The organism is Stenotrophomonas sp. YJH_SMC_58, from assembly GCF_059369635.1.
Map to the genome: position 1 here is coordinate 288,234 of NZ_JCAFSW010000001.1, position 22,302 is coordinate 310,535.

The following is a 22,302-nucleotide window of genomic DNA, read 5'->3' on the forward strand; positions in this document are numbered from 1 at the left end:
ACCTCTAATTGACTGTACTGCCGGCGCGCATGACCTGCCTCATGTCCTGCTGTGCCCGTTCCTTCTGCCGAGCGCGCTCGGCAACGGTCATGCACTGCGTCGTGGTCCGGTTGGAACCGATGGGCTTTTCACGTTGGCATATTAGACGACTATCTTCACGCGCCCGTGTCAAAACCGTGTTCACGACCTGCTGATCGTTGAAGACCTGGGTTTGCACCGGTTCAGGCATGGAATCGCGTGCCGGGTACTGCTCCACCGCTGCGCGCATGCGTGCCAGGGCGTCGTTGACGCGGGTGCGCTCGTCCTGCTTGAGTTCCGAATAGGTTTCGCCGTCCTTGAGCTCCACCTCGATACGCGCGATCTGCTGCTGCAGCGGCTGGCCGGGCACGAACACGTCCTTGCCCCTGGATGCCGATGCGGTACTGACCAGGGCGAGTCCTGACAACAGGACGGCCGACATCAAAGCCTGTTTCATGGCAAACAAATCCTTGTCTGTGGCGAATCCCGACTCTATTCGCACCCCCTTCACGCCAGCAAGTGCCAATGGTCGGGGCAGCGGAAGCCCTACCGCGAGCTGGCAGGGTTGAAGTTGTTGAAGGTGCGCTGGTCGTTCAACAGCGCCTTGCCCTTTTCCTCGATCCGGCGGCGCTCGGCCACCGTCAGGCAGCGGCTTTTGGGCATGTTGCTGCCGGTACTGCGCGTGTGCTGGCAGATCTGCCGGCTGTCCTCGTGGGCGCGGGTGAGCAGGGTATTGATCCGCTCCTGGTCGTTGAAGACCTCCCCCTGCACCTGCGGCGGCAGTTCCTGCACGCTCTGGTGGCCGCCCATCCTCGCGGTGATCCGGGCCAGCGCTTCGCGCACGGTGCTGCGGTCATCAGCGGAAATCTCGCTGTAATCGCCATCATCCAGGGCCTTTTCGACCTGGCGCACCTGCTCGGCCACCGGCGACTGCCGGTCCATCTGCACAACGGGTTTCTCCGGCTTGGCCGCAGCAGATCCGGCCAGGCCCAGCAACAACGCGATCATCGTGATGCGGTACATCGCCAGCCTCCGATCCATCCAGGAACGATGGGGGCCACTCTACGGCCGTCACGCCACCTCCACAAGGGACAGCGGGCAGGCATAAAAAAGACCCAGGCGGTGCCCCCGCCTGGGTCTGAAGTTGTATCCCGATACCGATCCTGCTGAGAGGCAGAGCTGCGGTTCGCTGAAGCCTACGCGTGGGCCGATTAAAGGCTTGTTAAAGCCGGCCTCATCCGCCCGTGAGAATCTCAAGGCGCTGAATAATCAGGGTTTTTTAAGCTTCTCGACGTGCTCGATGATGCGCGTGGCCACGTCCACCCCGCAGGCGGCCTCGATCCCTTCCAGCCCCGGCGTTGAATTGACCTCCAGCACCAGCGGGCCGCGCTCGGAGCGGATCAGGTCCACCCCGCACACCGACAGTCCCAGCGCCTTGGCCGACCGCACCGCCACCTGCTGCTCGGCACGGCTGGCCTTGGCCGCCACCGCCGTACCCCCGGCATGCAGGTTGGAGCGGAAGTCACCTTCCGGCGCCTGCCGCTGCATCGAGGCAACCACCTGGTCACCGACCACGAAGCAGCGCAGATCGGCGCCCTTGGCCTCGCCGATGAATTCCTGCATCAGGAAATTGGCGTACAACCCGCGCAGGGCCTCGACAATGCCGCGCGAGGCGCTGGCCTTCTCGGTCAGGATCACGCCGCGCCCCTGGGTACCCTCGTTGAGCTTCACCACATGCGGCGGTGGGCCCAGCATGGACAACAGGTCGACGGTGTCGTCGGGGTTGTCGCCGAACACAGTGACCGGCATGTCGATGCCCTTGGCCGCCAGCAGCTGGTGTGCGCGCAGCTTGTCGCGCGAACGGAGGATCGCGTCGGACGGATTCGGGGTGCGTGCACCCATCAGTTCGAACTGGCGCAGCACGGCCGTGCCATAGCGGGTGATCGAGGCACCGATGCGCGGGATGACCATGTCCACGCCGGTCATCGGCCGGCCCTTGTAATGCATCGAAAAGCCATCGGCGGCAATGCGCATGTAGCAGCGCAGCGGATCGAGGATGCGCACGGTGTGGCCGCGCGCGCGCGCCGCCTCGACCAGCCGGCGGGTGGAATACAGGGAACTGTTGCGGGACAGGATGGCGAGCTTCATCGCGGCAGGATCGGGCGGCAGGCGCGCAGCATAGCGCGGGCGTGTGGCGGGCGGATGATGCCCTGCGGCGTGGCTTGCTCAGGCGCAGGCGGCACACTGCGGGGCAGGCCAGACCGCAAGGAAACCCGATGTCGATCACCGTATTCCCGCGCTTCTCCGAAGTGGATGTACTCGGCCACGTCACCAACACCGCCCTGCCCGTCTGGTTCGAGGAAGGCCGCCAGGAGATCTTCCGGCATTTCAGCCGCGAGGCCAGCATGCGCGACCTGGCACTGATCCTGCGCCGCTACGAGATCGACTTCCTGCAGCAGATACAGGCGGGACACGAAGTGCGCATCGAGACCCGGATCGAGAGCATTGGCCGCTCCTCGCTGTCGATCGTGCAACAGGCGTTGCAGTTCGAGGCCCTGGTAGCCAGCGGGCGCAGCGTGATGGTTCATTTCGACTACACGGCCAACGCCTCGCGCGAGATCGATGCGGAGCAGCGCCAGGCGTTGTCGGGGCTGTTCACCGAGGAATATGCACAGTCGCTGCGGGAAACGAGCGCGCGCGCCGCCGAGGCCTGATCAGCGCGAGGGAAGGCGCAGCCTGAAGCGCCCATCACGGGCGCGCAGCGCCAACCCGGTTTCACGCCATTCCACAGGCAGCTCCAAGGCTGTGTGGCGCGTGGGGTTTCGATGGACGGCATCGAACTCCCAGCGTTCCTCATAGGCTTCGCACTGGAGTGTGCCGTCATCGTCAGCATCGATCACATTGATCCAGGCCACGCTCCGGGCCTTGCCGAAGCCGCCCATCGCATGACGGGCAAAGGCTTGCCAACGACCCTGCCAGCAGACAAGCCACACGCCCTCGATGGGTCGCAGGTTCTCATCAAGCACACTGCCGGCCACCACCAGGCAGCGTCCCGACGGGCTCGCGATCACCGTCTCCAGATCACAGGCGTGGCGACCACTGGAGGCGTCGTCAAGGTAAAGGGCATACGGGCAGATGCACGCGAACAGCGCCGGATGCGCGGTCACGCGCAGATCCTCGGGAAGCAGCGGGACCGCGCGCAGCACCCGGGCATCAGGCAGGACGTGCCTCAGCTCCCGCGGCACTCCGGCGGCCAGCGCCGGATGTCCCTGCTCCAGCCATAGGCCCCGGCAGGGATGCAGCTGGGTCATGCCGCCGGGCTGGCTGCGCAGCCACGCCTCCGCACCGGCGTCCCCATCGGACTGCTGGCGCTCGCTCAGCTGCTGCCGGAACAGGCCGGGAGCAGCCGCAAGCACCTGCACCGTCTTTTGGCGCTCGTCGTAGACGATCACTGCTTCGCATCGATCAACATACCCGCTGGCCAGGCGCAGCGCGCCTCCCGGCAGGTCCTGCCATTCACCACTGGCATCACGACTGCCTCCAGTGGATACGCCTTCGACGATGGCGCCATCGCGCAGCATCTGCGTGCTGTACGCCGGTCCGCCCATGCCCAGCTCGCCCCAATCCAACAGCACATCATGTGCGGGCGGCCGTTCGGCAAAGGGCTTCATCGATCGCGAGCGCAGGCGTGAACCGCCCACCGCATCGCCGACCAGATCGATGCGCTGCAGCGCGCCCCCCAGCGCAAGGCACACGGCAAGGCCGACAATCACTCCCAGAGGCGACCACCAGGCCACACAGACGGCGACCAGGGCCAGGAACGGCAACCACTGGGTGTAGCGCCGCAGGGCGGTTCGATCAAGGGACATGCGGATGAGAGAGGCGCCCCAGCGAACCGTCCACGCCTTCAATGCCGATCCGATCGATTGAGGCCGATGCCGGTTCAAGCATCCTGCGCTCCTGGAACTGCGCCAAATCGATTCTCTTCCTCACTCCCGGGAAGCAGCATGACCGGAAAGAGGACGAACACCCCCAAGGGAATGAACGCGATCACGGTGTACCAGCCTGACTCGTCGATGTCGTGCAATCTCCGCACGGTCAGGGCCAGCATCGGAGGCAGGAAGACGATGACAGCGCAGACGGTCATGACCCATCCCAGCTTCCACAGGATCTCTGACGTTTCCCAATCGAACGACAGGTAGCCGACCAGCCAGTAACCGCGATCCATCACGCTGTAGCTCACCGCTATGACGAACCCGGCAAGCAGCGAATACGACCAGAACTCCCGCCGGTCGGATCGCCCGGAAAAATCAAAGCATCGCCTGATGGGCACAAGTGCAGCGATCATTCACGCTCCGGGCAACGGATGATGGGCGTCAACAGCTAACGATCTTTTAGCATTCCCAAGCCAAGCATCAACTGAACCCTGCAGCCTGACCAAGCCCGGAAGGCCACAGCGCTGGGGCAGGGGAATTCCTGTCCTGCAGGCTATGCGCAAGGATGCATTCGGACACGACCGATCCGGCCGAGGGATGTTTGCGAAGCGACGTCCAGCCCTGGCATTCACCGGGCATCTCGACCGGGATCCATGCGCGGAAAAGCGGGGTTCGGATATCGCGGAGCGTCTGCCTGATACAGACCGCTGGAGACATGGAGCGGGCGATGGGAATCGAACCCACGTCAGTAGCTTGGGAAGCTACAGCTCTACCATTGAGCTACGCCCGCGTTGCGGTGGAAAGTCTATGCGCTGGGCCCCGTGTTGCGCAATGGTGCCCATCGCATCAGGCCGGGGGTCAAAGCCCTCTCGTTGCCGAGAGGGCCGACCCCGCCTGGTTTCTGCTTAGAAGCTGCCGCTGAAGTTGGCGAACAGCGTTGCGTCCTGGGCACGCTTCTGCCCGGCCGATGCACTCAGGCCGAAGTTGCTCTGCAGCCCGAACAGTTCGGTGCGGGCGCCCAGCACGACGGTCGCGTAGTCCTTGTCGAACTTCAGGCCCGGCACACGGTAGCTGCCCAGTTCCGGCAGGGTCTGCAGCCACGCGCTGCCCTGCTTGGTGTCTTCGAACTCATGGTCGTAGGTCAGCTGCGCGTACGGCTTGAGGGTGCCGCCATCGAAGCGGGCCTGCCAACCGATCCGACCAACGGTCGAATCAACGTTCTGGCGGTCGTAGCCCAGCGCGGTGGCCAGGGTGCCGGCCGCAGCGCTTTCGGTGTAACCATCGATCTTCACCTTCTGCCAGATCACCGAAGCGATCGGGCCGTGGCGGAAGCCGCCTTCGGTGCCGAACTCGTAACCGGCGTTCAGGGCGGCGGTCAGGTTGCTGCCGTCCGGCGAACCACCGTGCTCGCGGGTGGCCGGGCCGAGCTGGACCTTGCGGTTCACGTCATACGACAGCCAGGTGTAGCTGACCTGGCCGTTCACCCAGATGCGATCGCCGTACCAGCCGGCGAACAGACCGGCGGTGGTGTCCTTCTGGGTGAAATCGCCACGGCTGTTGCCGAAGTCGGCGTTGAGGCGGCCGAAGCCGGCGAAGCCGCCGACCACCATGCCGTCGCGCGCCCAGTCGATGCCGAACAGGCCGGCCGGCGCCAGGCCGTCGTACAGATCCGCGTGGTCGTAGCGCTGCAGGTCACCGCGGACGCCGCCCCACCAGGACAGGCCGTCGGCCGGACGACCGCCCAGGTGCATGCTGACCTGATCGGCACGCGAACGACCGATGGTCTGTGCCGAGTGGCTCAGCACCTGCTGCAGGCGCGGGGCTTCCAGCACCGAGACCGCGTACTGGCCCAGCAGCTGGTGGCCCGCCGTGGTCGGATGCACGCCATCGGCGAACAGATAGGTGTTGGCCGCATCCGGGCTGACGTAGCTGGTCGGATTGCAGGTCAGGATGCTCTGGGTCGAATTGGCCGGATCGATCTTGCAGGCGGTGCTGGTGACGTTGGTGAAGCCGTACATGGCCGGATTGGCGGCGACTTCGCCCAGCACGGTGAAGGTATCGAGCGGGATGAACTCGATGCCGGCCTGCTTCAGGCCACCATAAAGAGCCTTGTTGTAGCCGGCTGACAGCGCGGTGGCGGTGGCCGCGTTCGGGCCGCGGAAGGCCGGAGTCAGGCCGACGTTCGGCAGGTTCGGCACCAGCACATACTGCGCACCGGCCTGCTTCAGCGCACCCACCAGAGCGATCTGGTCGGTGACGGCGGCGCCGATAATGGCCTGTGCCTGCGTCGGCGCAGCTGCGGCGGCGAACAGGTCATTGGCGCCGCCCCACACCGTGTACAGGACATTGCCGTCAGCCTTGCCGCCGTTGGCGGCCAGATAACGGGCCGCCTGCGACTTCAGCGAGGGGATAGTCCCCATTGCGCTCGGCACGTCCACGCCAACGCGGGCACCACCGACCGCGTAATTGTCACCGTTCTGGCCGTTACCATTGGCGGCGCCATTGAGGCCATAGTAGTTGGCGACCTGCTGCGACCACACCCAGCCCGGGTTGGTGGTGAACTGGCCGGTCACCGGACGCACATCGGCCGGCAGCAGCGGGCGGAAATAGCCGGCATCGGTCAGGCTGTCGCCGAAGAACACGGCCTTGGAATACGGGGATTCGCCTGCCATGGCCGGAAGCGCGGCCAGCGCGATCGCGGCCGCCATCAGGGTGCGGATCGGGCGTTTGCTGAGCAGCATGAAAAAACTCCTGTGGGGATATCGTTGAGGACCCGGCGGACGTACGCCGGCGCACGGTGAATGGTTTCACTGCGCCGCGTTTTGCTCACGCTGCGCCGCCGCATGGATTGTCGCCCGATCACCGGGAAACCTGCTGTGCCGGAGCTGGCGCCCCGTTCAATTTGCAAGTGTTCCGATCCCGGCGGGCTATCGGCGACAATGCACGGATGAACATCCAGCTCAATGGCGAACCCCGCGCCCTGCCCGCTTCGGCAACCCTCCACGACCTGCTCGAGGCCGAACAGTTGCTGCAGCGCCGGGTGGCGGTCGAGGTCAACGGCGAGATCGTCAGCCGCAGCCGCCACGGCGAGCACGTCCTGGCCGAAGGCGACGTGGTGGAGATCGTGCACGCGTTGGGCGGGGGCTGAGACCTCCGGGTGGTGCCGGCCGCTGGCCGGCAATCCGACGCTGTCAGGCACCCTGCATGTGCCGGCCAGCGGCCGGCGCTACCCTCGCCCTCCTGCGGACAGCACCGCCTTGCGTGATCCCATCTTCAGGCGGATAGGCGATAATCGCGCCATGAACGTTCATGTCTCCCCCGATTCGCTGGTGATCGCCGGCAAGACCTATGGCTCGCGGCTGCTGACCGGCACCGGCAAGTTCAAGGATCTGGAAGAAACCCGCCTGGCCACCGAGGCCGCAGGCGCCCAGATCGTCACCGTGGCGATCCGCCGCACCAACATCGGGCAGAACCCGGGTGAGCCGAACCTGCTCGACGTGCTGCCGCCGGAGCGCTACACCATCCTGCCCAACACCGCCGGCTGCTACACCGCCGAAGACGCCGTGCGCACCTGCCGCCTGGCCCGTGAGCTGCTGGACGGCCATAACCTGACCAAGCTGGAAGTGCTGGGCGACCAGAAGTCGCTGTACCCGGACGTGGTGCAGACCCTCAAGGCTGCCGAGCAGCTGGTCAAGGACGGCTTCGAAGTGATGGTCTACACCTCCGACGATCCGATCCTGGCCAAGCGCCTGGAAGAGATCGGCTGCGCTGCGGTGATGCCGCTGGCCGCGCCGATCGGTTCGGGCCTGGGCATCCAGAACAAGTACAACCTGCTGCAGATCATCGAAGACGCCAAGGTGCCGATCATCGTCGACGCCGGCGTCGGTACCGCGTCGGATGCCGCGATTGCGATGGAGCTGGGCTGCGACGGCGTGCTGATGAACACGGCCATTGCCGGTGCGCGCCACCCGGTGCTGATGGCCAGTGCCATGCGCAAGGCGGTCGAGGCCGGCCGCGAGGCCTTCCTGGCCGGGCGCATCCCGCGCAAGCGCTACGCCAGCGCCTCCTCGCCGGTGGATGGGCTGATCGGCTGATGACCAATCCTTTCGACAGCGCCGGTTCCAAGGCTCCGCCCAAGCCCTTCACCGTAAGCGAGGGCCGCCGCGAAGTGCGCAGCTTCGTGTTGCGCCAAGGCCGCTTCACCCCCGCCCAGCAGCGCGCGTTCGACGAACGCTGGCCGCGCTTCGGCCTCGACTACACCGGCCAACCGCGTGACCTGGACGCCACCTTCGGCCGCCCGGCACACAAGGTGCTGGAAATCGGCTTCGGCAACGGTGCCGCGCTGCGCTTCGCCGCCCAGCACGACCCGTCGCGCGATTACATCGGTATCGAGGTGCACGCCCCGGGCGTGGGCCGGCTGCTGAACGCGCTGGCCGACGACAACGCCGACCACGTGCGCCTGTACCACCACGACGCGGTGGAAGTGCTGCAGAACGAGATCGCCGATGGCGCGCTCGATGAAGTGCGCATCTACTTCCCGGACCCGTGGCACAAGAAGCGCCACAACAAGCGCCGCCTGCTGCAGCCGGCGTTTGCCGAACTGCTGGTGCGCAAGCTGCGCCCGGGCGGCCGCCTGCACTGTGCCACCGACTGGGAGGACTACGCCGAGCAGATGTGGGACGTGCTCGATGCCACCGCCGGCCTGGTCAACCGTGCCGGCCCGCGTGGCAGCGTGCCGCGCCCGGACTGGCGCCCGCAGACCCACTTCGAGACCCGCGGCCAGAAACTCGGCCATGGCGTCTGGGACCTGCTGTACGACCGCACCTGACGATCGCCTGAGGACGCCGCGCCCCACATGGATACCGCGCTGACGCTGACCAACGACATGAAGCTCGTGCTCGGGCTGGTCGGCTTCACGATGGCGATGTTCCTGTTCGAGCGCATCCGCGCCGACGTGGTCGCGCTGGTGGTGCTGGTGGTGCTCGGTGTCACCGGGCTGATCGCGCCGGAGGAAATCTTCGGCGGCTTCTCCGGTAACGCGGTGATGAGCATCATCGCCACCACCATCCTCGGTGCCGGCCTGGACCGCACCGGGGCGCTGAACCGGCTGGCCGCGTGGCTGCTGCGACGCGGTCATGGCGTCGAGCAGAGGCTGCTGATGATGACCACGGCCATTGCCGGCCTGAACTCGTCCTTCATGCAGAACCCGTCGGTGATGGCGCTGTACCTGCCGGTGGCTTCGCGACTGGCAGCGCGCACCGGCCTGACCCTGCAGCGCCTGCTGCTGCCGATTTCGGCGGCGATCGTGATGGGCGGTGCGCTGACCATGGTCGGCAATTCACCGCTGATCCTGCTGAACGACCTGCTGGCCTCGGCCAACAACAACCTGCCCTCGGGCCTGGCCACCATCGAGCCGCTGCGCATGTTCGCGCCGCTGCCGATCGGCGTGGCGCTGCTGATCGCCTCGCTGCTGTACTTCCGCTACTACGGCGACCGCAAGCTGATCGAGGAAGAGAACCTGGCCAACGACGGGGTCACCCCGGCGCGCACCGAAAGCTACTTCGCCAAGACCTATGGCATCGAAGGCGATGTGTTCGAGCTGGTGGTCAGTGCCGAAAGCCCGCTGGTCGGCATGACCCTGGGCGAGGCGGAGAACCTGCACGATGCCCCGCTGCTGCTGGCCCTGAAGACCGGCAACGACACGCGCCTGGCGCCGCCGGCGGAGATGCGCATCTGGGTGGGCAGCGTGCTCGGCGCAATGGGTCCGCGCGAGCAGATCAACGACTTCGCGCAGAACCAGTTCCTGCGCATGTCTTCGCGCCTGAAGCACCTGGGTGACCTGTTCAACCCGAGCCGCGCCGGTATTTCCGAGGCGGTGGTGCCGCCGACCTCGAACGTGATCGGCAAGAGCGCGGCCGACCTGCGCCTGCGCAAGGAGCGCGGCATCAGCCTGCTGGCGATCAACCGCGACAAGCAGGTGATCCGCGAGGACGTGCGCGACGTGCAGTTGCGTGCAGGCGACATGCTGGTCTTCCACAGCATCTGGACCGACCTGGCACAGGCGGCCAAGAGCCGCGACTTCGTGGTGGTGACCGACTACCCGACCGGCGAACAACGCCCGCACAAGTTCAAGATCGCCATGGCGATCTTCGCGTTGACCATCCTGATCGCGCTGACCAGCAAGCTGCCGGTGGCGCTGACGCTGATGACCGGCGTGGCCGGCATGCTGCTGACCGGCGTGCTGCGCATGGACGAGGCCTATGCCTCGATCAACTGGAAAACGGTGTTCATGATGGCCGGGCTGATTCCGCTCGGCTGGGCGATGGACTCCAGTGGTGCGGCGGCGTGGGTGGCCGGCCATACCATCGACAAGCTGCCCACCGGCATCCCGGTGTGGGTGCTGGAGGTGGCGCTGGCGCTGCTGACCACGGCGTTCTCGCTGGTGATCAGCCACGTGGGCGCGACCATCGTGATGGTGCCGATCGCGGTGAACCTGGCACTGGCGGCGGGCGGCAACCCGACCGCGTTCGCGCTGATCGTGGCGCTGTCGGCGTCCAACAATCTGATGACGGCCTCCAACCCGGTGATCTCGATGATCACCGGCCCGGCCAACTACACCCCGCGCGAGATGTGGCGGGTCGGCGGTCCGCTGTCGCTGATCTACACCTGCGTGGTGGTGCTGATGATCAACCTGATGTTCTGAGGGGCTTGATCGGCAGGGCTGCGCCCTGCACCTGCAGAAGCCGAAGCAACAGCAACAGCAACAGCGGGCATTCCGTGGGATGGCGGGGCACTGTGGGTTTGCGGGGACGCCGTAAACCCATCCATGGGGGCTTGGTCGCGGCATCCATGCCGCTCACACCCCGCAAACCCACAGTGCCCCGCCTTCGACAGTTTCACGAGGCTGGTGGTGGGTGCCGACCGTTGGTCGGCACGGATCTCGCTCTGGTAGGTGTCGACCTTGGTCGACACGGCTTTTGTAGAGTCGAGCCGTGATCGACTGTTTCTGGCCTCAAGCCAGGTAAACCTGCCCGTCGCGCACGTCCACCGGCACCACGCGCAGGCGGTCGCCCTTGCAGGGGCCGGCGATGCAGTCGCCGCTGTCCAGCGCGAACGAGGCGCCATGCGCGGCGCAGACCAGGTGGCCTTCACGGCTCTTCAGGAACTGGCCCGGGGCCCAGTCCAGGCGGCGGCCGGCGTGCGGGCAGATGTTCAGGAACGCACGCACCTGCGCACCGTCGCGGTACAGCACCAGCGATTCGGCATCGCCATCAACCACCGCTTCGACCTCGGCAAACGCGCCATCGGCAATGGCATCAAGGGCGATCAGGGCGGCAGAGGCAGTCATGGCGAAGGCTCGGACAGTAAACCCGCATTGTCGCACGCCCACTCAGGTGACTGGCTGCGACATGAACACAAGTCATTGATCCGTAATAAGCACAGGCTATATTTAACGAGTTTTTCACTCAATGACAGTGGCGCGTCCCGATACTCTGGTTTCGCTGATCCCAGCCTATCGAGCCGCCATGTTCAATCGCGCATCCGCCTTCAACCAGTTCCGCACCCTGTTCGCGCCGCGCAAGCCGCGCCATCCGCTGGTGCGCGTTGCCGTGGGCCTGCTTGGCCTGGCGATCCTGGCCGCGATGGTGTTCATCGGCGTGTTCGTCGGTGCAGCGATGATCCTGGTCGGCCTGGCGTGGAAGCTGCTGGCCTCGCGCAAGCCGGGCGTTGCCCGTCCGGTCGATCCGACCGTGGTCGAAGGCGAGTACCGCGTGGTGCGCAAGCCGGTGCTGCCGGCCTCGCGCTGATGCGGGTCTTCCGCGCCCGCTGACGGCGGGCGCCATGCGTTCTAGACTGCGGGCACGCCCTTCCTGGATGCCCGCATGTCCGATGTCTCCGATGTGATCCCTGCCGTAGCCCTGCCGCGTGTACCGGTGGTGGGCGGTGGCAGTTTCCCCGTGCACCGCATCTACTGCGTCGGCCGCAACTTCGCCGACCACGCCCGCGAAATGGGCGCGGCGGTGCCGGCGGCCGATGACCGTGGCCGCCCGATGTTCTTCAGCAAGCCGGCCGATGCGATCGTGGTCGGCCATGACGACGCCATCCCCTACCCGCCGGCGACCGCCAACCTGCACCACGAAGTGGAGCTGGTGGTGGCGATCGGCCGTGATGCGCCCGCAGGCGAACTGGCCGTGGCCGATGCCGAAGCACTGGTCTACGGCTACGCCGTCGGCCTGGACCTGACCCGCCGCGACCTGCAGGCTGCGGCCAAGGACAAGGGCCACCCGTGGGATGCGGCCAAGGGCTTCGATGCCTCCGCGCCGATCAGCGAGATCGTCCACGCCGAAGAGGTCGGCGACCTGGCCGCGCTCAACCTGTCGCTGGAGGTCAACGGCGAGGTGCGCCAGCAGGCGCTGCTGGACCAGATGATCTGGAACGTGCCGGAGATCCTGCACGAGCTGTCCAAGCTGTGGCAGCTGCGTGCCGGCGACCTGGTGTTCATGGGCACCCCGTCAGGCGTGGCTGCACTGAAGCCCGGCGACCGCTTCAGCGCGCGCCTGGAAAACGTGGCCGAGCGCCACGGCGTGATCGCCGGCTGACATTACCTGCGCTACCCTGCGCGCTGTCCACTTCCCCACCGGAGAAAAACAACAATGGGAATGCTCACCGAGTTCAAGGAATTCGCGATGCGCGGCAACGTCATCGACCTCGCCGTCGGCGTGGTGATCGGCGCGGCCTTCGGCAAGATCGTGACGGCGCTGGTCGAGAAGATCATCATGCCGCCGCTGGGCCTGCTGATCGGCAAGGTGGATTTCTCGCAGCTGGCGTGGACGCTGTCACCGGCCCGCATCGGGCCGGACGGCAAGGAGATTCCGGCCGTGGTGATCGGCTATGGTGACTTCATCAATACGCTGATCCAGTTCGTGATCGTGGCCTTCGCCATCTTCATCGTGGTCAAGGCGATCAACCGCCTGTCGCGCAAGCAGGAAGCGGCACCGGCCGCACCGGCCGAAGAAGTGGTGCTGCTGCGCGAGATCCGCGACAGCCTGAAGAAATAAGGCCGCAGAACGGTAGTGTCGGCCGCTGGCCGGCAATATCGGAACATGCGGAAGCCGGCCAGCGGCCGGCACTACCGCGACTGCGCGAAAGCCCCGCTCCGGCGGGGCTTTCGCTTTGCCGGACATGGCGGAAAACAGCGTTCGCGCCAGCCATGACCTCCCGCCCATGCGCCGGGCTGAACGACTGTTAAGCTCCAAGGCTTAGGTCCCTTCCCGGAGTTGTCCATGCGTCGCCGCGTCCTTGCCATCGCATCCTCCCTCGCCCTGCTGGCCGCCCCGGCCTTCGCGGCGCCGCATACCACCACCCTGCCCCCGGCGTCGCTGGCCACCGCCGCGCAGCTGCGCGACCAGGCGCTGGCCGATGACACCGGCTGGAAGGTGGTCGAATCGCTCACCACCGAAATCGGCCCGCGCATCGCCGGCAGCGAGGCCGACGCCCGCGCCGTGGCCTGGGCCGAAGCCAAGTTCAAGGCACTGGGCTTCGACAAGGTGTGGAAGGAACCGGTGACCTTCCCGAAATGGGAGCGCCGCAGTGAACACGCTGCCGTGACCGGCAGGAACCAGCAGCCGCTGCAGATCACTGCGCTGGGCGGCAGCCCGGGCGGCACGGTGGAAGCGGAGGTGGTGCGCTTCGCCGATCTGGCCGCCCTGCAGGCGGCACCGGCCGGTTCGCTGAAGGGCAAGATCGCCTTCGTCGATTACCAGATGCTGCCGTTCCGCGATGGCCGCGACTACGGCCGCGGCGGTGCGATCCGCAGCAAGGGACCGTCAGAAGCGATCCGCAAGGGCGCGGTGGGCTTCCTGATGCGCTCGGCCGGTACCGACTCCCACCGCGTGCCGCACACCGGCATCACCCGTTTCGATGACGGCCTGACCCCGGTGCCGTCGGCCGCGCTGTCGGTGCCCGATGCCGACCAGCTGGCGCGCCTGCTGGCGCGTGGCAGCACCACGGTGAAGGTGGCGCTGGACTGCGGTTGGGATGGCACGGCCACTTCGTACAACGTGATCGGCGAGATCACCGGCCGCAGCCTGCCGAAGGAAGTGGTGGTGATCGGCGGTCACCTGGATTCGTGGGACCTGGGCACCGGCGCCGTGGATGACGGCGCGGGCGTGGGCATCACGATGGCCGCCGGCCACCTGATCGGCCAGCTGAAGCAGGCACCGAAGCGCACCATCCGCGTGATCGCCTTCGCCAACGAGGAGCAGGGCCTGTACGGCGGCAAGGCCTACGCCGAAGCGCACGCCAAGGACGTGGCCCTGCACCAGCTGGCCGCCGAGAGCGACTTCGGTGCCGGCCGCATCTATGCCTTCAATACCGGTTCGCCGAATCCGGAAGGCTCACGTGAAGCGACGAAGCAGATTGCCGAAGTAATGAAGCCGCTGGGCATCGAGTACCAGGCCGACAAGGGTGGCCCGGGCCCGGACGTCGGCCCGCTGGCCGCCAAGGGCGGTGCGTGGGCGTGGCTGGCGCAGGACGGCTCGGACTACTTCCACCTGCACCACACCGCCGACGACACGCTGGACAAGATCGACCCGAAGGCGCTGGCGCAGAACGTGGCCGCCTACACCGTGTTTGCCTACCTGGCGGCAGAAGCCGATGGCAGCTTCGGCAGCGAAGCCAAGGCGACCACGCCTCCGAACGAGTGATGCGGTAGTGCCGGGCCATGCCCGGCGAGCGCAGCGGCAGGAGCGGTGCGAACCAAGGTTCGCCCCCACCAAGGCGGGTCCTGAATCAGGAACCCGGCAGGGTCAGAGCCCTCGCCTGCGGCGAGGGATCCGACCCCGATCATGCGAGCCCGGATACGGGATCACCCGCGTCGACTGGCCCATTGCGCCAGCAGCACCGCCGTGGCCGAGGCCACGTTCAGGCTCTCCACCGCGCCACTGCCGGGAATCGAGACCCGCATGTCGCATTCGCTGGCCAGGCCGCGGTCCATGCCCTCGCCTTCAGCGCCCATCACGTACACCAGCCGCTCCGGCAGCGACGCACGGAACACGTCGTCGCCACCCTCAACGAGGGTCGCCGCCAGCCCGAAGCCGGCCGCACGCAGCTGCGCCATCGCCTGAGCAGTCTCCGGCAGCTGCACCAGCGGCACCGACTCCGCCCCGCCTTCGGCCACGCGTGCGGCAGCACCGGACAGCGCCAGCGTACTGCCGACCGGCAGCAGCAGCGCCTTGACGCCGAAATGCGCGGCCGAGCGCAGGATCGCGCCGAAGTTGTGCGGGTTGCCGACACCATCCAGCCACAACGCCAGCACCGGGCCCTGCTCCAGATCGGCCAGCCACTGCGCCAGCGGCACGACCGGCGCACGCAGCACGTCGGCCACCAGGCCCTCGTGATGGGTCGTGGCAGCCAGCTTGTTGAGATCGCCTTCCTCCACCACGCGATAGCCCACGCGGTTGGCCACGCACCACTTCAGCACCGGCTGCATGCGCGGAATCAGCGCGTCCACCAGGTACAGCTTGCGCAGCGCCTGCGGGCGCTTGGCGAACAGCGCCTGTACGGCGTTCCAGCCATACAGGCGCAGTTCGTCGTTGCCGCGCCCCGGCGGCGGCGGGGTGCCGCCCTCACGCGGTGGCAGCGGGGTGGCCCGCGGCGGTCGCGACGACGGGCGGCGGGCATTCTTCCAGGGATCATTCACTACGGGACAACTCCAGCTTGCGTTGACGCCAGAAATCGGCGTTCTTGATGCCCAGGGCATCGGGGTCGAAGATTGGATCGAGGCCGAGCTTCTTCTGTCGTTCGTAATCACGCAGGGCGAGCATGGCCGGCTTCTGGATGATGAGGATGGCAATGATGTTCAGCCAGGCCATCAGGCCGACGCCGATGTCACCCAGCGCCCAGGCCAGGGTCGCATTATGGAACGCGCCGAACACCACCATGCCGATGATGCCCAGGCGCAGCACCAGCACGGTCAGCGGGCGCTTCCTGTTGTGGTTCACATAGCTGAGATTGGTCTCGGCCATGTAGTAGTACGCCATGATGGTGGTGAACGCGAAGAAGAAGATGGCGATGGACACGAACGCCGAACCCCAGCCCGGCAGCACGGCTTCCACGCCGGCCTGGGCGTAACCGGCGCCTTCGGGAATGCCGGCCAGGCCCTGGAAGATCGGCGGGGCGCCGGCACCTGCCGGCGAGTACACGTTGTAGGTGCCGCTGGCCAGGATCAGGAAGGCGGTAGCGGTGCATACCATCATGGTGTCGAAGTAGATGGCGAAGGCCTGCACGTAGCCCTGCTTGGCCGGGTGCGAGACTTCCGAGGCGGCCGCTGCATGCGGGCCCGAACCCTGGCCGGCTTCGTTGGCGTAGATGCCGCGCTTGATGCCCCACTCCACTGCCAGGCCCATCATCGCGCCGAACGCGGCGTGGGTGCCGAAGGCGCTGCTGAAGATGATGTTGAACATCTCCGGCACGCGGTCGTAGTTGATGATCATGATGACGATGGCCATCAGGATGAAGCCGGCGGCCATGAACGGCACCACCACTTCGGCGAAGTTGGCGATGCGCTTGACGCCACCGAAGATCACCACGCCCAGCAGCAGCGCGACCACGATGCCGATGCCCAGCTTCAACGCCTGCACCGATTCCATGCCGAAGGCCTGGCCATCGAGCGGACCGCACAGGGCGGTGCCACGGCAGGCGTTGATGATGCTGTCGGCGATCGCGTTGGCCTGCACGCCCGGCATCAGGAAGCCGGCGGCGATGATCGTGGCGATGGCGAAGGCCAGCGCGTACCACTTCAGGCCCATGGCCTTTTCGATGTAGTAGGCCGGGCCACCGCGGTAGCGGCCTTCGGCGTCCTTGGTCTTGTAGATCTGCGCCAGGGTGCATTCCACGTACGAGGTGGACGCGCCGAGGAAGCCCATCACCCACATCCAGAAGATCGCACCGGGGCCGCCGAAGGCGATGGCGGTGGCCACGCCGGCGATGTTGCCGATACCCATGCGGCCGGCCATCGACATGGCCAGGGCCTGGAACGAGGACACGCCGGCGTCGGATTTCTCACCCTTGACGGTGAGGCGGCACATCTCGAGGAAGCCGCGGATCTGCATGAAGCGCGTGCGCAGGCTGAAGAACAGGCCGGCGCCCAGGCACACGAAGATCAGTGCCTTGCTCCAGATGATGCTGTTGATGAAATGTACGGTTGCTTCCACGCGCGCTCTCTCCAGTCGGCGGGTTGTAAGGACGTCCCGTCGGCTGGAAGGGACCGGTCGATTCTCCCTGATCGAAGGCCGCTGCGGTAGCGCCAAGAGGATGGGGTCACGGCAGCTGGGTGCGTACCCGGGCGAAGCGGCGCAGGTCGTGCAGGACGCCGCGCTTGTAGACCGCACAGCGCTCCACGCCCTCTTCCTGGAAGCCGTTCTTCTCCAGCACCCGGGCCGAGCCGAGGTTGAAGTCGACCACGGTGGCCTGCAGCCTGAACAGGCGCAGTTCGTTCATCACCCACGGTGCGAACAGGCCAACCACGCGGGTCATCACGCCCTGCCCCCAGTAGGCCTGGCCGAGCCAGTAACCCAGTTCGGCGGTGTGCCCACGCTCGGCCACGCCCTGCTGGGCGCCGACGCTGCCGCAGGCCTGGCCGTCGATCTCGATGGCCAGGTTCAGCGTGCCAGGGGCCAGCACGCGGCCGGCGAGGAAGGCCTCGCCATCCTCGCGCGTGTACGGGTACGGGAAGCGATCACGCAGGCCGCGCGATACCTCGGCGTCGTTGGCATGGCGCAGCAGCGATTCCAGGTCTTCCGGGCGCCAGGGGCGCAGGCGGAAACCTTCTCCCTGTAGTGGCGGGGTCAGAGCCCTTTCCGTTCCGGAAAGGGCTCTGACCCCTGGACCGACCCCGTCGGCAGGCCGGTCAGGCATGCCCGCCCACCGAGGGCGATTCGGCTTCCTGCTTCTCCAGCTCGCGCTTCACCGCTTCCGGCGAGCGGGTGTACGGGGCCAGCCGCGCGTAGAACGCCGGCACCACGAACAGCGACAGGAACGTCGAAAGAGTCACGCCGAAGATGATCACGATGCCGATCGTGCCACGGCTGGCCGAGCCGGGGCCACCGGCCACCACCAGCGGAATCGCGCCGACCACGGTGGCGATCGAGGTCATCAGGATCGGGCGCAGGCGCACCATCGCCGATTCGATGATCGCCTCGCGCACGGTTCTTCCGTCGTCGCGCAGCTGGTTGGCGAATTCGACGATGAGGATGCCGTTCTTCGCTGCCAGGCCGACCAGCATGACGATGCCGATCTGGCTGAACAGGTTCACCGTGCCGCCGCTCACCCACAACCCGACCAAGGCACCGAGCACGCCCAGCGGCACGGTCAGCATGATGGTGAGCGGGTGGATGAAGCTCTCGAACTGCGCGGCCAGCACCAGGTAAACCACCAGCAGGGCCATGGCGAAGGTCAGCAGCACCGCGCCACCCGCACTCTGGTACTCGCGCGATTCGCCCTTCCAGTTCACCTGCGCATACTGCGGCAGTTCCTCGCGGGCCACGTTCTGCGCCCAGGCGATGGCCTCGCCCAGCGGATAGCCCGGTGCCAGGCCGGCGGTGATGGTGATCGAGCGCAGGCGGTTGAAGCGGTTCAGCGTGCCCGCCTCGGCCACTTCACTGAGCGTGACCAGGTTGGACAGCGGCACCAGTTCGCCGGAGGTGGCGCGCACGCGGATCGCAGCCAGGTCGGCCGGGCTGGCACGGCCATCGCGACCGGCCTGGACCAGCACGTCGTACTCCTCGCCGTTGTCGACGAAGGTGGTGACGCGGCGCGAGCCCATCATGGTTTCCAGTGCCGAACCGATCGCGGTGACCGGCACGCCGAGATCCGCCGCACGCTGGCGGTCGATGTTCACCCGCATCTGCGGCCGGGTTTCCTTGTAGTCCGAATCCGGGCCGACCAGGCCCGGGTTGTCGGCCATGCGCAGCAGGATGCGGTCACGCCACTGCGCGATCTCGGCGTATTCCGGGCCGCCCAGCACGATCTGGAACGGCTGGCCGCCACTGCGCACCAGCCCGCCACCCACCTGCGTACGCACGCGCACGCCGCGGATGGTGTCCAGTTCCTTCTGCAGTGCGTTGGCCACGTCCGGCGTGGCCTCGCTGCGCTGGCGCCACGGCTGCAGGAAGATGCTGACGCGGCCGGTGTGCATTTCCTCGCTGGCACCGAAGCCGCCGGGCACGCGCGGGTTGGCACGCACGATCGGCTTGTCGGCGCCCACGTGCGGGGCCAGCAGTGCCTCCACCTGCTGTACCTGCTGCACGGTGTAGTCGTAGCCGGCGCCTTCCGGGCCGTCGATCATGATCTGGAACGAACCGCGGTCTTCGGCCGGCGCCAGCTCCGACGGCAGCAGTTTCAGCAGGCCCCAGCTGGCGGACAGCGCGGCCACCATCACCAGCAGGTAGATCCACGTGCGGTCCACGTGATGGTCGAGCACGCGGCCATAGCCGGAGGCCAGGCGCTCCAGGTTGCGGTTGACGAAGCCATGCAGGCCGCGCGGTGCCTGCCCGGTGTGCGGCTTGAGCAGTTTGGAGGCCATCATCGGCGTCAGCGTCAGCGCCACGAACGCGGACAACGCAACCGCTGCCGCCAGCGCCACCGCCAGTTCGCGGAACAGGCGGCCGGTATTGCCTTCCAGGAAACCGACCGGCAGGAACACCGCCACCAGCACCGCGGTGGTGGCGATCACCGCGAAGGCGACCTGCGTGGTGCCACGTTTGGAGGCCACCAGCGGGGGCTCGCCCAGGTCGATGCGGCGCTGCACGTTTTCCACCACCACGATCGCATCGTCCACCACCAGGCCGATGCACAGCACCAGGGCCAGCAGGGTCAGCAGGTTGATCGAGAAATCGAACGCATACAGCGCGATGAACGCCGCGACCAGGCAGACCGGCACCGTTACCGCCGGGATCAACGCGGCGCGGAAACTGCCGAGGAACAGCCAGATCACCGCCAGCACCAGGATCATCGCTTCCACCAGCGTGGCATAGACGCGGTCAACTGCGGCTTCGATGAAGGTGGTGTTGTCGAAGGCGACGAAGATCTGCGTGCCCTTGGGCAGGGTCAGTGCCACCCGCTCGGCTTCAGCGCGCGCGGCACGCGCCACGTCCAGCGAGTTGGCGGTGGAGGTCTTGACGATGCCCAGGCCGATGCCCGGCTCGCCGTTGCTGCGGTAGTACGCGCGACGCTCGGCCGAAGCCAGTTCGATCTTCGCCACGTCGCCCATGCGCACCACGTAGCCGTCGCGGCCCTTGCCCAGCGGGATGGTCGCAAAGTCTTCCGGCTTGATGTAGTTGCGCTCCACGCGCAGGGTGAAGTCACGGTCGGTCGACTCGATGCGGCCGGCCGGCAGTTCCACGTTCTCGTTGCGCAGTGCGGTTTCCACATCGCCAGTGGTCAGCCCGCGCGCGGCCAGCTGGTCACGGTCCAGCCAGATGCGCATCGCATAGCGCTGGCGGCCACCGATGCGGACCTGGGCCACGCCATCGAGGCTGGAGAAACGATCGACCACGTAGCGGTCGGCGTAGTCGCTCAGCTCCAGCGTGTCCATGGTCGAGGACACCATGTTGAACCAGATGATCGGGTCGGCATCGCTCTCGACCTTGGCGATCTCCGGCGGACGCGCTTCTTCGGGCATGCGGTCGGCGACGCGGCTGACCGCATCGCGCACGTCATTGGCGGCCGCTTCGATATCGCGGTTGGAGGTGAACTCGATGCTGACCTGCGAGCGGCCGTTGGTGCTGCGCGCATTGATCGTATCGATGCCTTCGATGCCGGCCAGCGCATCTTCCAGCACCTGGGTGATGCGGCTTTCGATGACCGCCGCCGAGGCGCCGGTGTAGTCCACCGACACCGACACGATCGGCGGATCGATGGCGGGCAGTTCGCGCAGGGTCAGGCGGGTGAAGGACATCACGCCCAGCACCAGCAGCAACAGGCTCATCACCACGGCGAACACTGGCCGCTGGATGGAGATGTCGGACAGCTTCATCCGCCGTGGCCCTCGGCCGCGGCCGGCGCCGGTGCATCCGCCGGTTTGGCACCGCTGGCCGGGGCCGCATCCTTGGCCGCGACCTTCAAGCCCGGGCGCAGCTTGCCGGTGCCATCGACCACGATGCGCTGGCCGGCTTCCAGGCCCTGTTTGATCTCAACCACGCCGGCGCGGCGCGCACCGGTCACCACGTCCACGCGTTCGACGCTGTCGTCGCTCTTGATGCGGTACACGAACGTGTCGCGGCCCACCTGCACCACGGCGATTTCCGGCACCACCAGCGCCGGGCGCTCGGGGCGGAACAGGCGCACGTCCAGCAGCATGCCCGGGCGCAGCGCGTGGTCGCTGTTGGCGAAATCGCCGCGCACGGTCACCGCACGGGTCGCCGGGTCGATGCGTGCGTCGATGGTACTGACCACGCCCTCGAAGGTGCGGCCCGGCCACGCCACGCTGGTGGCGCTGACCTTGTCACCGACGCCCAGTGCGGCCAGTTCCACTTCCGGCACCTGGAAATCGATGTGCATGTGCTCGATGTCGTCGAGCGTGGCGATGACCGTGGTCGGGGTCACCAGCGAGCCCGGGCTGACCTGGCGGATGCCGAGCACGCCGGCGAATGGTGCGCGTACACGGCGATCACCGATGTCGGCCTGCATCTGCATCACGCGCGCCTCGGCGGCATCGCGGATCGACTTCTGCGTATCCAGCGTGGCACTGGACACCAACCGCTGGGAGGCCAGCTCGCGCTGGCGCTTGTACAACTGGTCGGCCTCGTGGAAGGTGGCCTGCGCCTGCACCAGCGCCGCTTCCTGGGCCTGCCCGCGCAGCGTCACGATCGGGGCACCGGCGGCGATGTGCTGGCCGCTTTCGAAATGCACCTTCTCGACGATTTCGCTGACCTTGGCGGTGACGCTGATCGACTCGCGCGCCTTGGCCGTGCCCAGCGCCTGCAGGGTGTCGTTCCACTGCGTGGGCTGCACCACCTGCGCCGTGACCGGCACTGCTTCGCCCTGCCGACGCGCGGCGGCCTCCTGTTTGCCTGCGCACCCGGCCAACACGGCCAGGCTGAGGCCAAGGGCCAGGGTCGAAGCGATACGAGCCAACATGAAGGGTCCTGATTGATCCACGGCCGCCGAGTGTAGGCAAGGCCCCGCAGAAGCGGTATGTGCCAAGCGTTTACCATCGTGGAACCGAAGCCGTGATAGCGCCTTGAACCCGTTCCGTGCAAGGCTGTCCTTGGCGGTGTCGGCGTGTGTCGGGTTGTATCCAGCCGTGCACCACGGGCGTTGCCATCGTAGAGTCGAAGCTGCCCGACAG

General features: G+C 66.9%; 21 protein-coding genes and 1 tRNA gene. 9 read left to right on the forward strand and 13 right to left on the reverse strand.

What is annotated here, in order from left to right; genetic code table 11:
* Positions 1–4 precede the first annotated feature (4 nt).
* The 3 genes from AC5P68_RS01245 to rimK form a co-directional block, all read right to left on the reverse strand.
* The gene (locus tag AC5P68_RS01245) at positions 5–475 is read right to left on the reverse strand and encodes a hypothetical protein (protein WP_322535017.1); all 471 of its coding nucleotides are present in this window, start codon (positions 473–475) and stop codon (positions 5–7) included.
* 89 nt (positions 476–564) lie between these two features.
* Positions 565–1,041 (reverse strand): hypothetical protein, encoded by a 477-nt coding sequence (locus tag AC5P68_RS01250; protein WP_495216731.1) that lies wholly within the window; start codon positions 1,039–1,041, stop codon positions 565–567.
* 246 nt (positions 1,042–1,287) lie between these two features.
* Positions 1,288–2,166, reverse strand: coding sequence for a 30S ribosomal protein S6--L-glutamate ligase (gene rimK / locus AC5P68_RS01255; RefSeq protein WP_033833116.1), 879 nt, complete (start codon positions 2,164–2,166; stop codon positions 1,288–1,290).
* Positions 2,167–2,294: 128 nt separating this feature from the next.
* Between rimK and AC5P68_RS01260 the strand changes: the two genes are divergently transcribed.
* Positions 2,295–2,732 (forward strand): acyl-CoA thioesterase, encoded by a 438-nt coding sequence (locus tag AC5P68_RS01260; protein WP_231522021.1) that lies wholly within the window; start codon positions 2,295–2,297, stop codon positions 2,730–2,732.
* Here AC5P68_RS01260 and AC5P68_RS01265 read toward each other — a convergent pair whose 3' ends face one another.
* The 4 genes from AC5P68_RS01265 to AC5P68_RS01280 form a co-directional block, all read right to left on the reverse strand.
* Entirely contained in the window at positions 2,733–3,887 is a 1,155-nt protein-coding gene (locus AC5P68_RS01265; RefSeq protein ID WP_049404362.1) for a hypothetical protein, read from the reverse strand.
* Between the two features lie 74 nt (positions 3,888–3,961).
* A complete protein-coding gene (locus AC5P68_RS01270) occupies positions 3,962–4,366 on the reverse strand; it encodes a DUF805 domain-containing protein (protein WP_033833118.1) in 405 nt (134 codons plus the stop codon).
* A 303-nt stretch (positions 4,367–4,669) separates the two neighbouring features.
* Positions 4,670–4,743 (reverse strand) — tRNA-Gly (locus AC5P68_RS01275).
* A gap of 115 nt (positions 4,744–4,858) precedes the next feature.
* Positions 4,859–6,694: an autotransporter outer membrane beta-barrel domain-containing protein gene (locus tag AC5P68_RS01280; protein WP_231522105.1), complete on the reverse strand. Its 1,836-nt coding sequence runs from the start codon at positions 6,692–6,694 to the stop codon at positions 4,859–4,861.
* A 206-nt stretch (positions 6,695–6,900) separates the two neighbouring features.
* On the opposite strand from AC5P68_RS01280, the gene thiS reads away from it, so the two are divergent.
* The 4 genes from thiS (at position 6,901) to AC5P68_RS01300 (ending at position 10,656) form a co-directional block, all read left to right on the forward strand.
* Positions 6,901–7,101 carry a sulfur carrier protein ThiS gene (thiS, locus tag AC5P68_RS01285; RefSeq protein ID WP_005410812.1) on the forward strand — a complete coding sequence of 67 codons (201 nt, stop codon included), beginning with the start codon at positions 6,901–6,903 and terminating at the stop codon, positions 7,099–7,101.
* Between the two features lie 151 nt (positions 7,102–7,252).
* Positions 7,253–8,047, forward strand: a complete 795-nt coding sequence (locus tag AC5P68_RS01290; protein ID WP_005410813.1) for a thiazole synthase — start codon at positions 7,253–7,255, stop codon at positions 8,045–8,047.
* On the forward strand, positions 8,047–8,781 hold the full coding sequence (trmB, locus tag AC5P68_RS01295; protein WP_005410814.1) for a tRNA (guanosine(46)-N7)-methyltransferase TrmB: 735 nt from the start codon (positions 8,047–8,049) through the stop codon (positions 8,779–8,781). Before AC5P68_RS01290 ends, trmB begins: the two co-directional genes overlap by 1 nt.
* Positions 8,782–8,808: 27 nt before the next feature.
* On the forward strand, positions 8,809–10,656 hold the full coding sequence (locus tag AC5P68_RS01300) for an SLC13 family permease (RefSeq protein ID WP_043034315.1): 1,848 nt from the start codon (positions 8,809–8,811) through the stop codon (positions 10,654–10,656).
* A 309-nt stretch (positions 10,657–10,965) separates the two neighbouring features.
* Here the strand turns inward: AC5P68_RS01300 and AC5P68_RS01305 are convergent, their stop codons facing one another.
* Entirely contained in the window at positions 10,966–11,301 is a 336-nt protein-coding gene (locus AC5P68_RS01305; RefSeq protein ID WP_049452127.1) for a Rieske (2Fe-2S) protein, read from the reverse strand.
* A 178-nt stretch (positions 11,302–11,479) separates the two neighbouring features.
* Here AC5P68_RS01305 and AC5P68_RS01310 point away from each other — a divergent pair, with 178 nt between their 5' ends.
* From AC5P68_RS01310 to AC5P68_RS01325, 4 genes are all read left to right on the forward strand, one after another.
* Positions 11,480–11,761 carry a hypothetical protein gene (locus AC5P68_RS01310; protein WP_005410817.1) on the forward strand — a complete coding sequence of 94 codons (282 nt, stop codon included), beginning with the start codon at positions 11,480–11,482 and terminating at the stop codon, positions 11,759–11,761.
* Positions 11,762–11,836: 75 nt separating this feature from the next.
* On the forward strand, positions 11,837–12,553 hold the full coding sequence (locus AC5P68_RS01315; RefSeq protein ID WP_012481114.1) for a fumarylacetoacetate hydrolase family protein: 717 nt from the start codon (positions 11,837–11,839) through the stop codon (positions 12,551–12,553).
* A 54-nt stretch (positions 12,554–12,607) separates the two neighbouring features.
* Positions 12,608–13,012: a large-conductance mechanosensitive channel protein MscL gene (gene mscL / locus AC5P68_RS01320; RefSeq protein ID WP_005410819.1), complete on the forward strand. Its 405-nt coding sequence runs from the start codon at positions 12,608–12,610 to the stop codon at positions 13,010–13,012.
* A gap of 225 nt (positions 13,013–13,237) precedes the next feature.
* Positions 13,238–14,659: a M28 family peptidase gene (locus tag AC5P68_RS01325; protein WP_033834422.1), complete on the forward strand. Its 1,422-nt coding sequence runs from the start codon at positions 13,238–13,240 to the stop codon at positions 14,657–14,659.
* 161 nt (positions 14,660–14,820) lie between these two features.
* On the opposite strand, the gene AC5P68_RS01330 is transcribed toward AC5P68_RS01325, so the two are convergent.
* From AC5P68_RS01330 to AC5P68_RS01350, 5 genes are all read right to left on the reverse strand, one after another.
* Positions 14,821–15,654 carry a TrmH family RNA methyltransferase gene (locus AC5P68_RS01330; protein ID WP_231522107.1) on the reverse strand — a complete coding sequence of 278 codons (834 nt, stop codon included), beginning with the start codon at positions 15,652–15,654 and terminating at the stop codon, positions 14,821–14,823.
* Positions 15,647–17,167 (reverse strand): alanine/glycine:cation symporter family protein, encoded by a 1,521-nt coding sequence (locus AC5P68_RS01335; RefSeq protein ID WP_005414320.1) that lies wholly within the window; start codon positions 17,165–17,167, stop codon positions 15,647–15,649. Before AC5P68_RS01335 ends, AC5P68_RS01330 begins: the two co-directional genes overlap by 8 nt.
* A gap of 106 nt (positions 17,168–17,273) precedes the next feature.
* Positions 17,274–17,870 carry a GNAT family N-acetyltransferase gene (locus tag AC5P68_RS01340; protein WP_033834420.1) on the reverse strand — a complete coding sequence of 199 codons (597 nt, stop codon included), beginning with the start codon at positions 17,868–17,870 and terminating at the stop codon, positions 17,274–17,276.
* Entirely contained in the window at positions 17,863–20,988 is a 3,126-nt protein-coding gene (locus tag AC5P68_RS01345; protein ID WP_049452124.1) for an efflux RND transporter permease subunit, read from the reverse strand. Before AC5P68_RS01345 ends, AC5P68_RS01340 begins: the two co-directional genes overlap by 8 nt.
* Positions 20,985–22,091 (reverse strand): efflux RND transporter periplasmic adaptor subunit, encoded by a 1,107-nt coding sequence (locus tag AC5P68_RS01350; RefSeq protein WP_033834418.1) that lies wholly within the window; start codon positions 22,089–22,091, stop codon positions 20,985–20,987. Before AC5P68_RS01350 ends, AC5P68_RS01345 begins: the two co-directional genes overlap by 4 nt.
* Positions 22,092–22,302 lie beyond the last annotated feature (211 nt).

What these genes read in the sequence shown, in the direction of transcription:
- AC5P68_RS01245 (WP_322535017.1), bottom strand. Translation starts at nt 475, where the DNA reads ATGAAACAGGCTTTGATGTCGGCCGTCCTGTTGTCAGGACTCGCCCTG.
- AC5P68_RS01270 (WP_033833118.1), bottom strand. Translation starts at nt 4,366, where the DNA reads ATGATCGCTGCACTTGTGCCCATCAGGCGATGCTTTGATTTTTCCGGG.
- thiS (WP_005410812.1), top strand. Translation starts at nt 6,901, where the DNA reads ATGAACATCCAGCTCAATGGCGAACCCCGCGCCCTGCCCGCTTCGGCA.
- AC5P68_RS01310 (WP_005410817.1), top strand. Translation starts at nt 11,480, where the DNA reads ATGTTCAATCGCGCATCCGCCTTCAACCAGTTCCGCACCCTGTTCGCG.
- mscL (WP_005410819.1), top strand. Translation starts at nt 12,608, where the DNA reads ATGGGAATGCTCACCGAGTTCAAGGAATTCGCGATGCGCGGCAACGTC.
- rimK (WP_033833116.1), bottom strand. Translation starts at nt 2,166, where the DNA reads ATGAAGCTCGCCATCCTGTCCCGCAACAGTTCCCTGTATTCCACCCGC.
- AC5P68_RS01250 (WP_495216731.1), bottom strand. Translation starts at nt 1,041, where the DNA reads ATGTACCGCATCACGATGATCGCGTTGTTGCTGGGCCTGGCCGGATCT.
- AC5P68_RS01265 (WP_049404362.1), bottom strand. Translation starts at nt 3,887, where the DNA reads ATGTCCCTTGATCGAACCGCCCTGCGGCGCTACACCCAGTGGTTGCCG.
- AC5P68_RS01340 (WP_033834420.1), bottom strand. Translation starts at nt 17,870, where the DNA reads ATGCCTGACCGGCCTGCCGACGGGGTCGGTCCAGGGGTCAGAGCCCTT.
- AC5P68_RS01345 (WP_049452124.1), bottom strand. Translation starts at nt 20,988, where the DNA reads ATGAAGCTGTCCGACATCTCCATCCAGCGGCCAGTGTTCGCCGTGGTG.
- AC5P68_RS01300 (WP_043034315.1), top strand. Translation starts at nt 8,809, where the DNA reads ATGGATACCGCGCTGACGCTGACCAACGACATGAAGCTCGTGCTCGGG.
- AC5P68_RS01315 (WP_012481114.1), top strand. Translation starts at nt 11,837, where the DNA reads ATGTCCGATGTCTCCGATGTGATCCCTGCCGTAGCCCTGCCGCGTGTA.
- AC5P68_RS01325 (WP_033834422.1), top strand. Translation starts at nt 13,238, where the DNA reads ATGCGTCGCCGCGTCCTTGCCATCGCATCCTCCCTCGCCCTGCTGGCC.
- AC5P68_RS01280 (WP_231522105.1), bottom strand. Translation starts at nt 6,694, where the DNA reads ATGCTGCTCAGCAAACGCCCGATCCGCACCCTGATGGCGGCCGCGATC.
- AC5P68_RS01260 (WP_231522021.1), top strand. Translation starts at nt 2,295, where the DNA reads ATGTCGATCACCGTATTCCCGCGCTTCTCCGAAGTGGATGTACTCGGC.
- trmB (WP_005410814.1), top strand. Translation starts at nt 8,047, where the DNA reads ATGACCAATCCTTTCGACAGCGCCGGTTCCAAGGCTCCGCCCAAGCCC.
- AC5P68_RS01305 (WP_049452127.1), bottom strand. Translation starts at nt 11,301, where the DNA reads ATGACTGCCTCTGCCGCCCTGATCGCCCTTGATGCCATTGCCGATGGC.
- AC5P68_RS01290 (WP_005410813.1), top strand. Translation starts at nt 7,253, where the DNA reads ATGAACGTTCATGTCTCCCCCGATTCGCTGGTGATCGCCGGCAAGACC.
- AC5P68_RS01350 (WP_033834418.1), bottom strand. Translation starts at nt 22,091, where the DNA reads ATGTTGGCTCGTATCGCTTCGACCCTGGCCCTTGGCCTCAGCCTGGCC.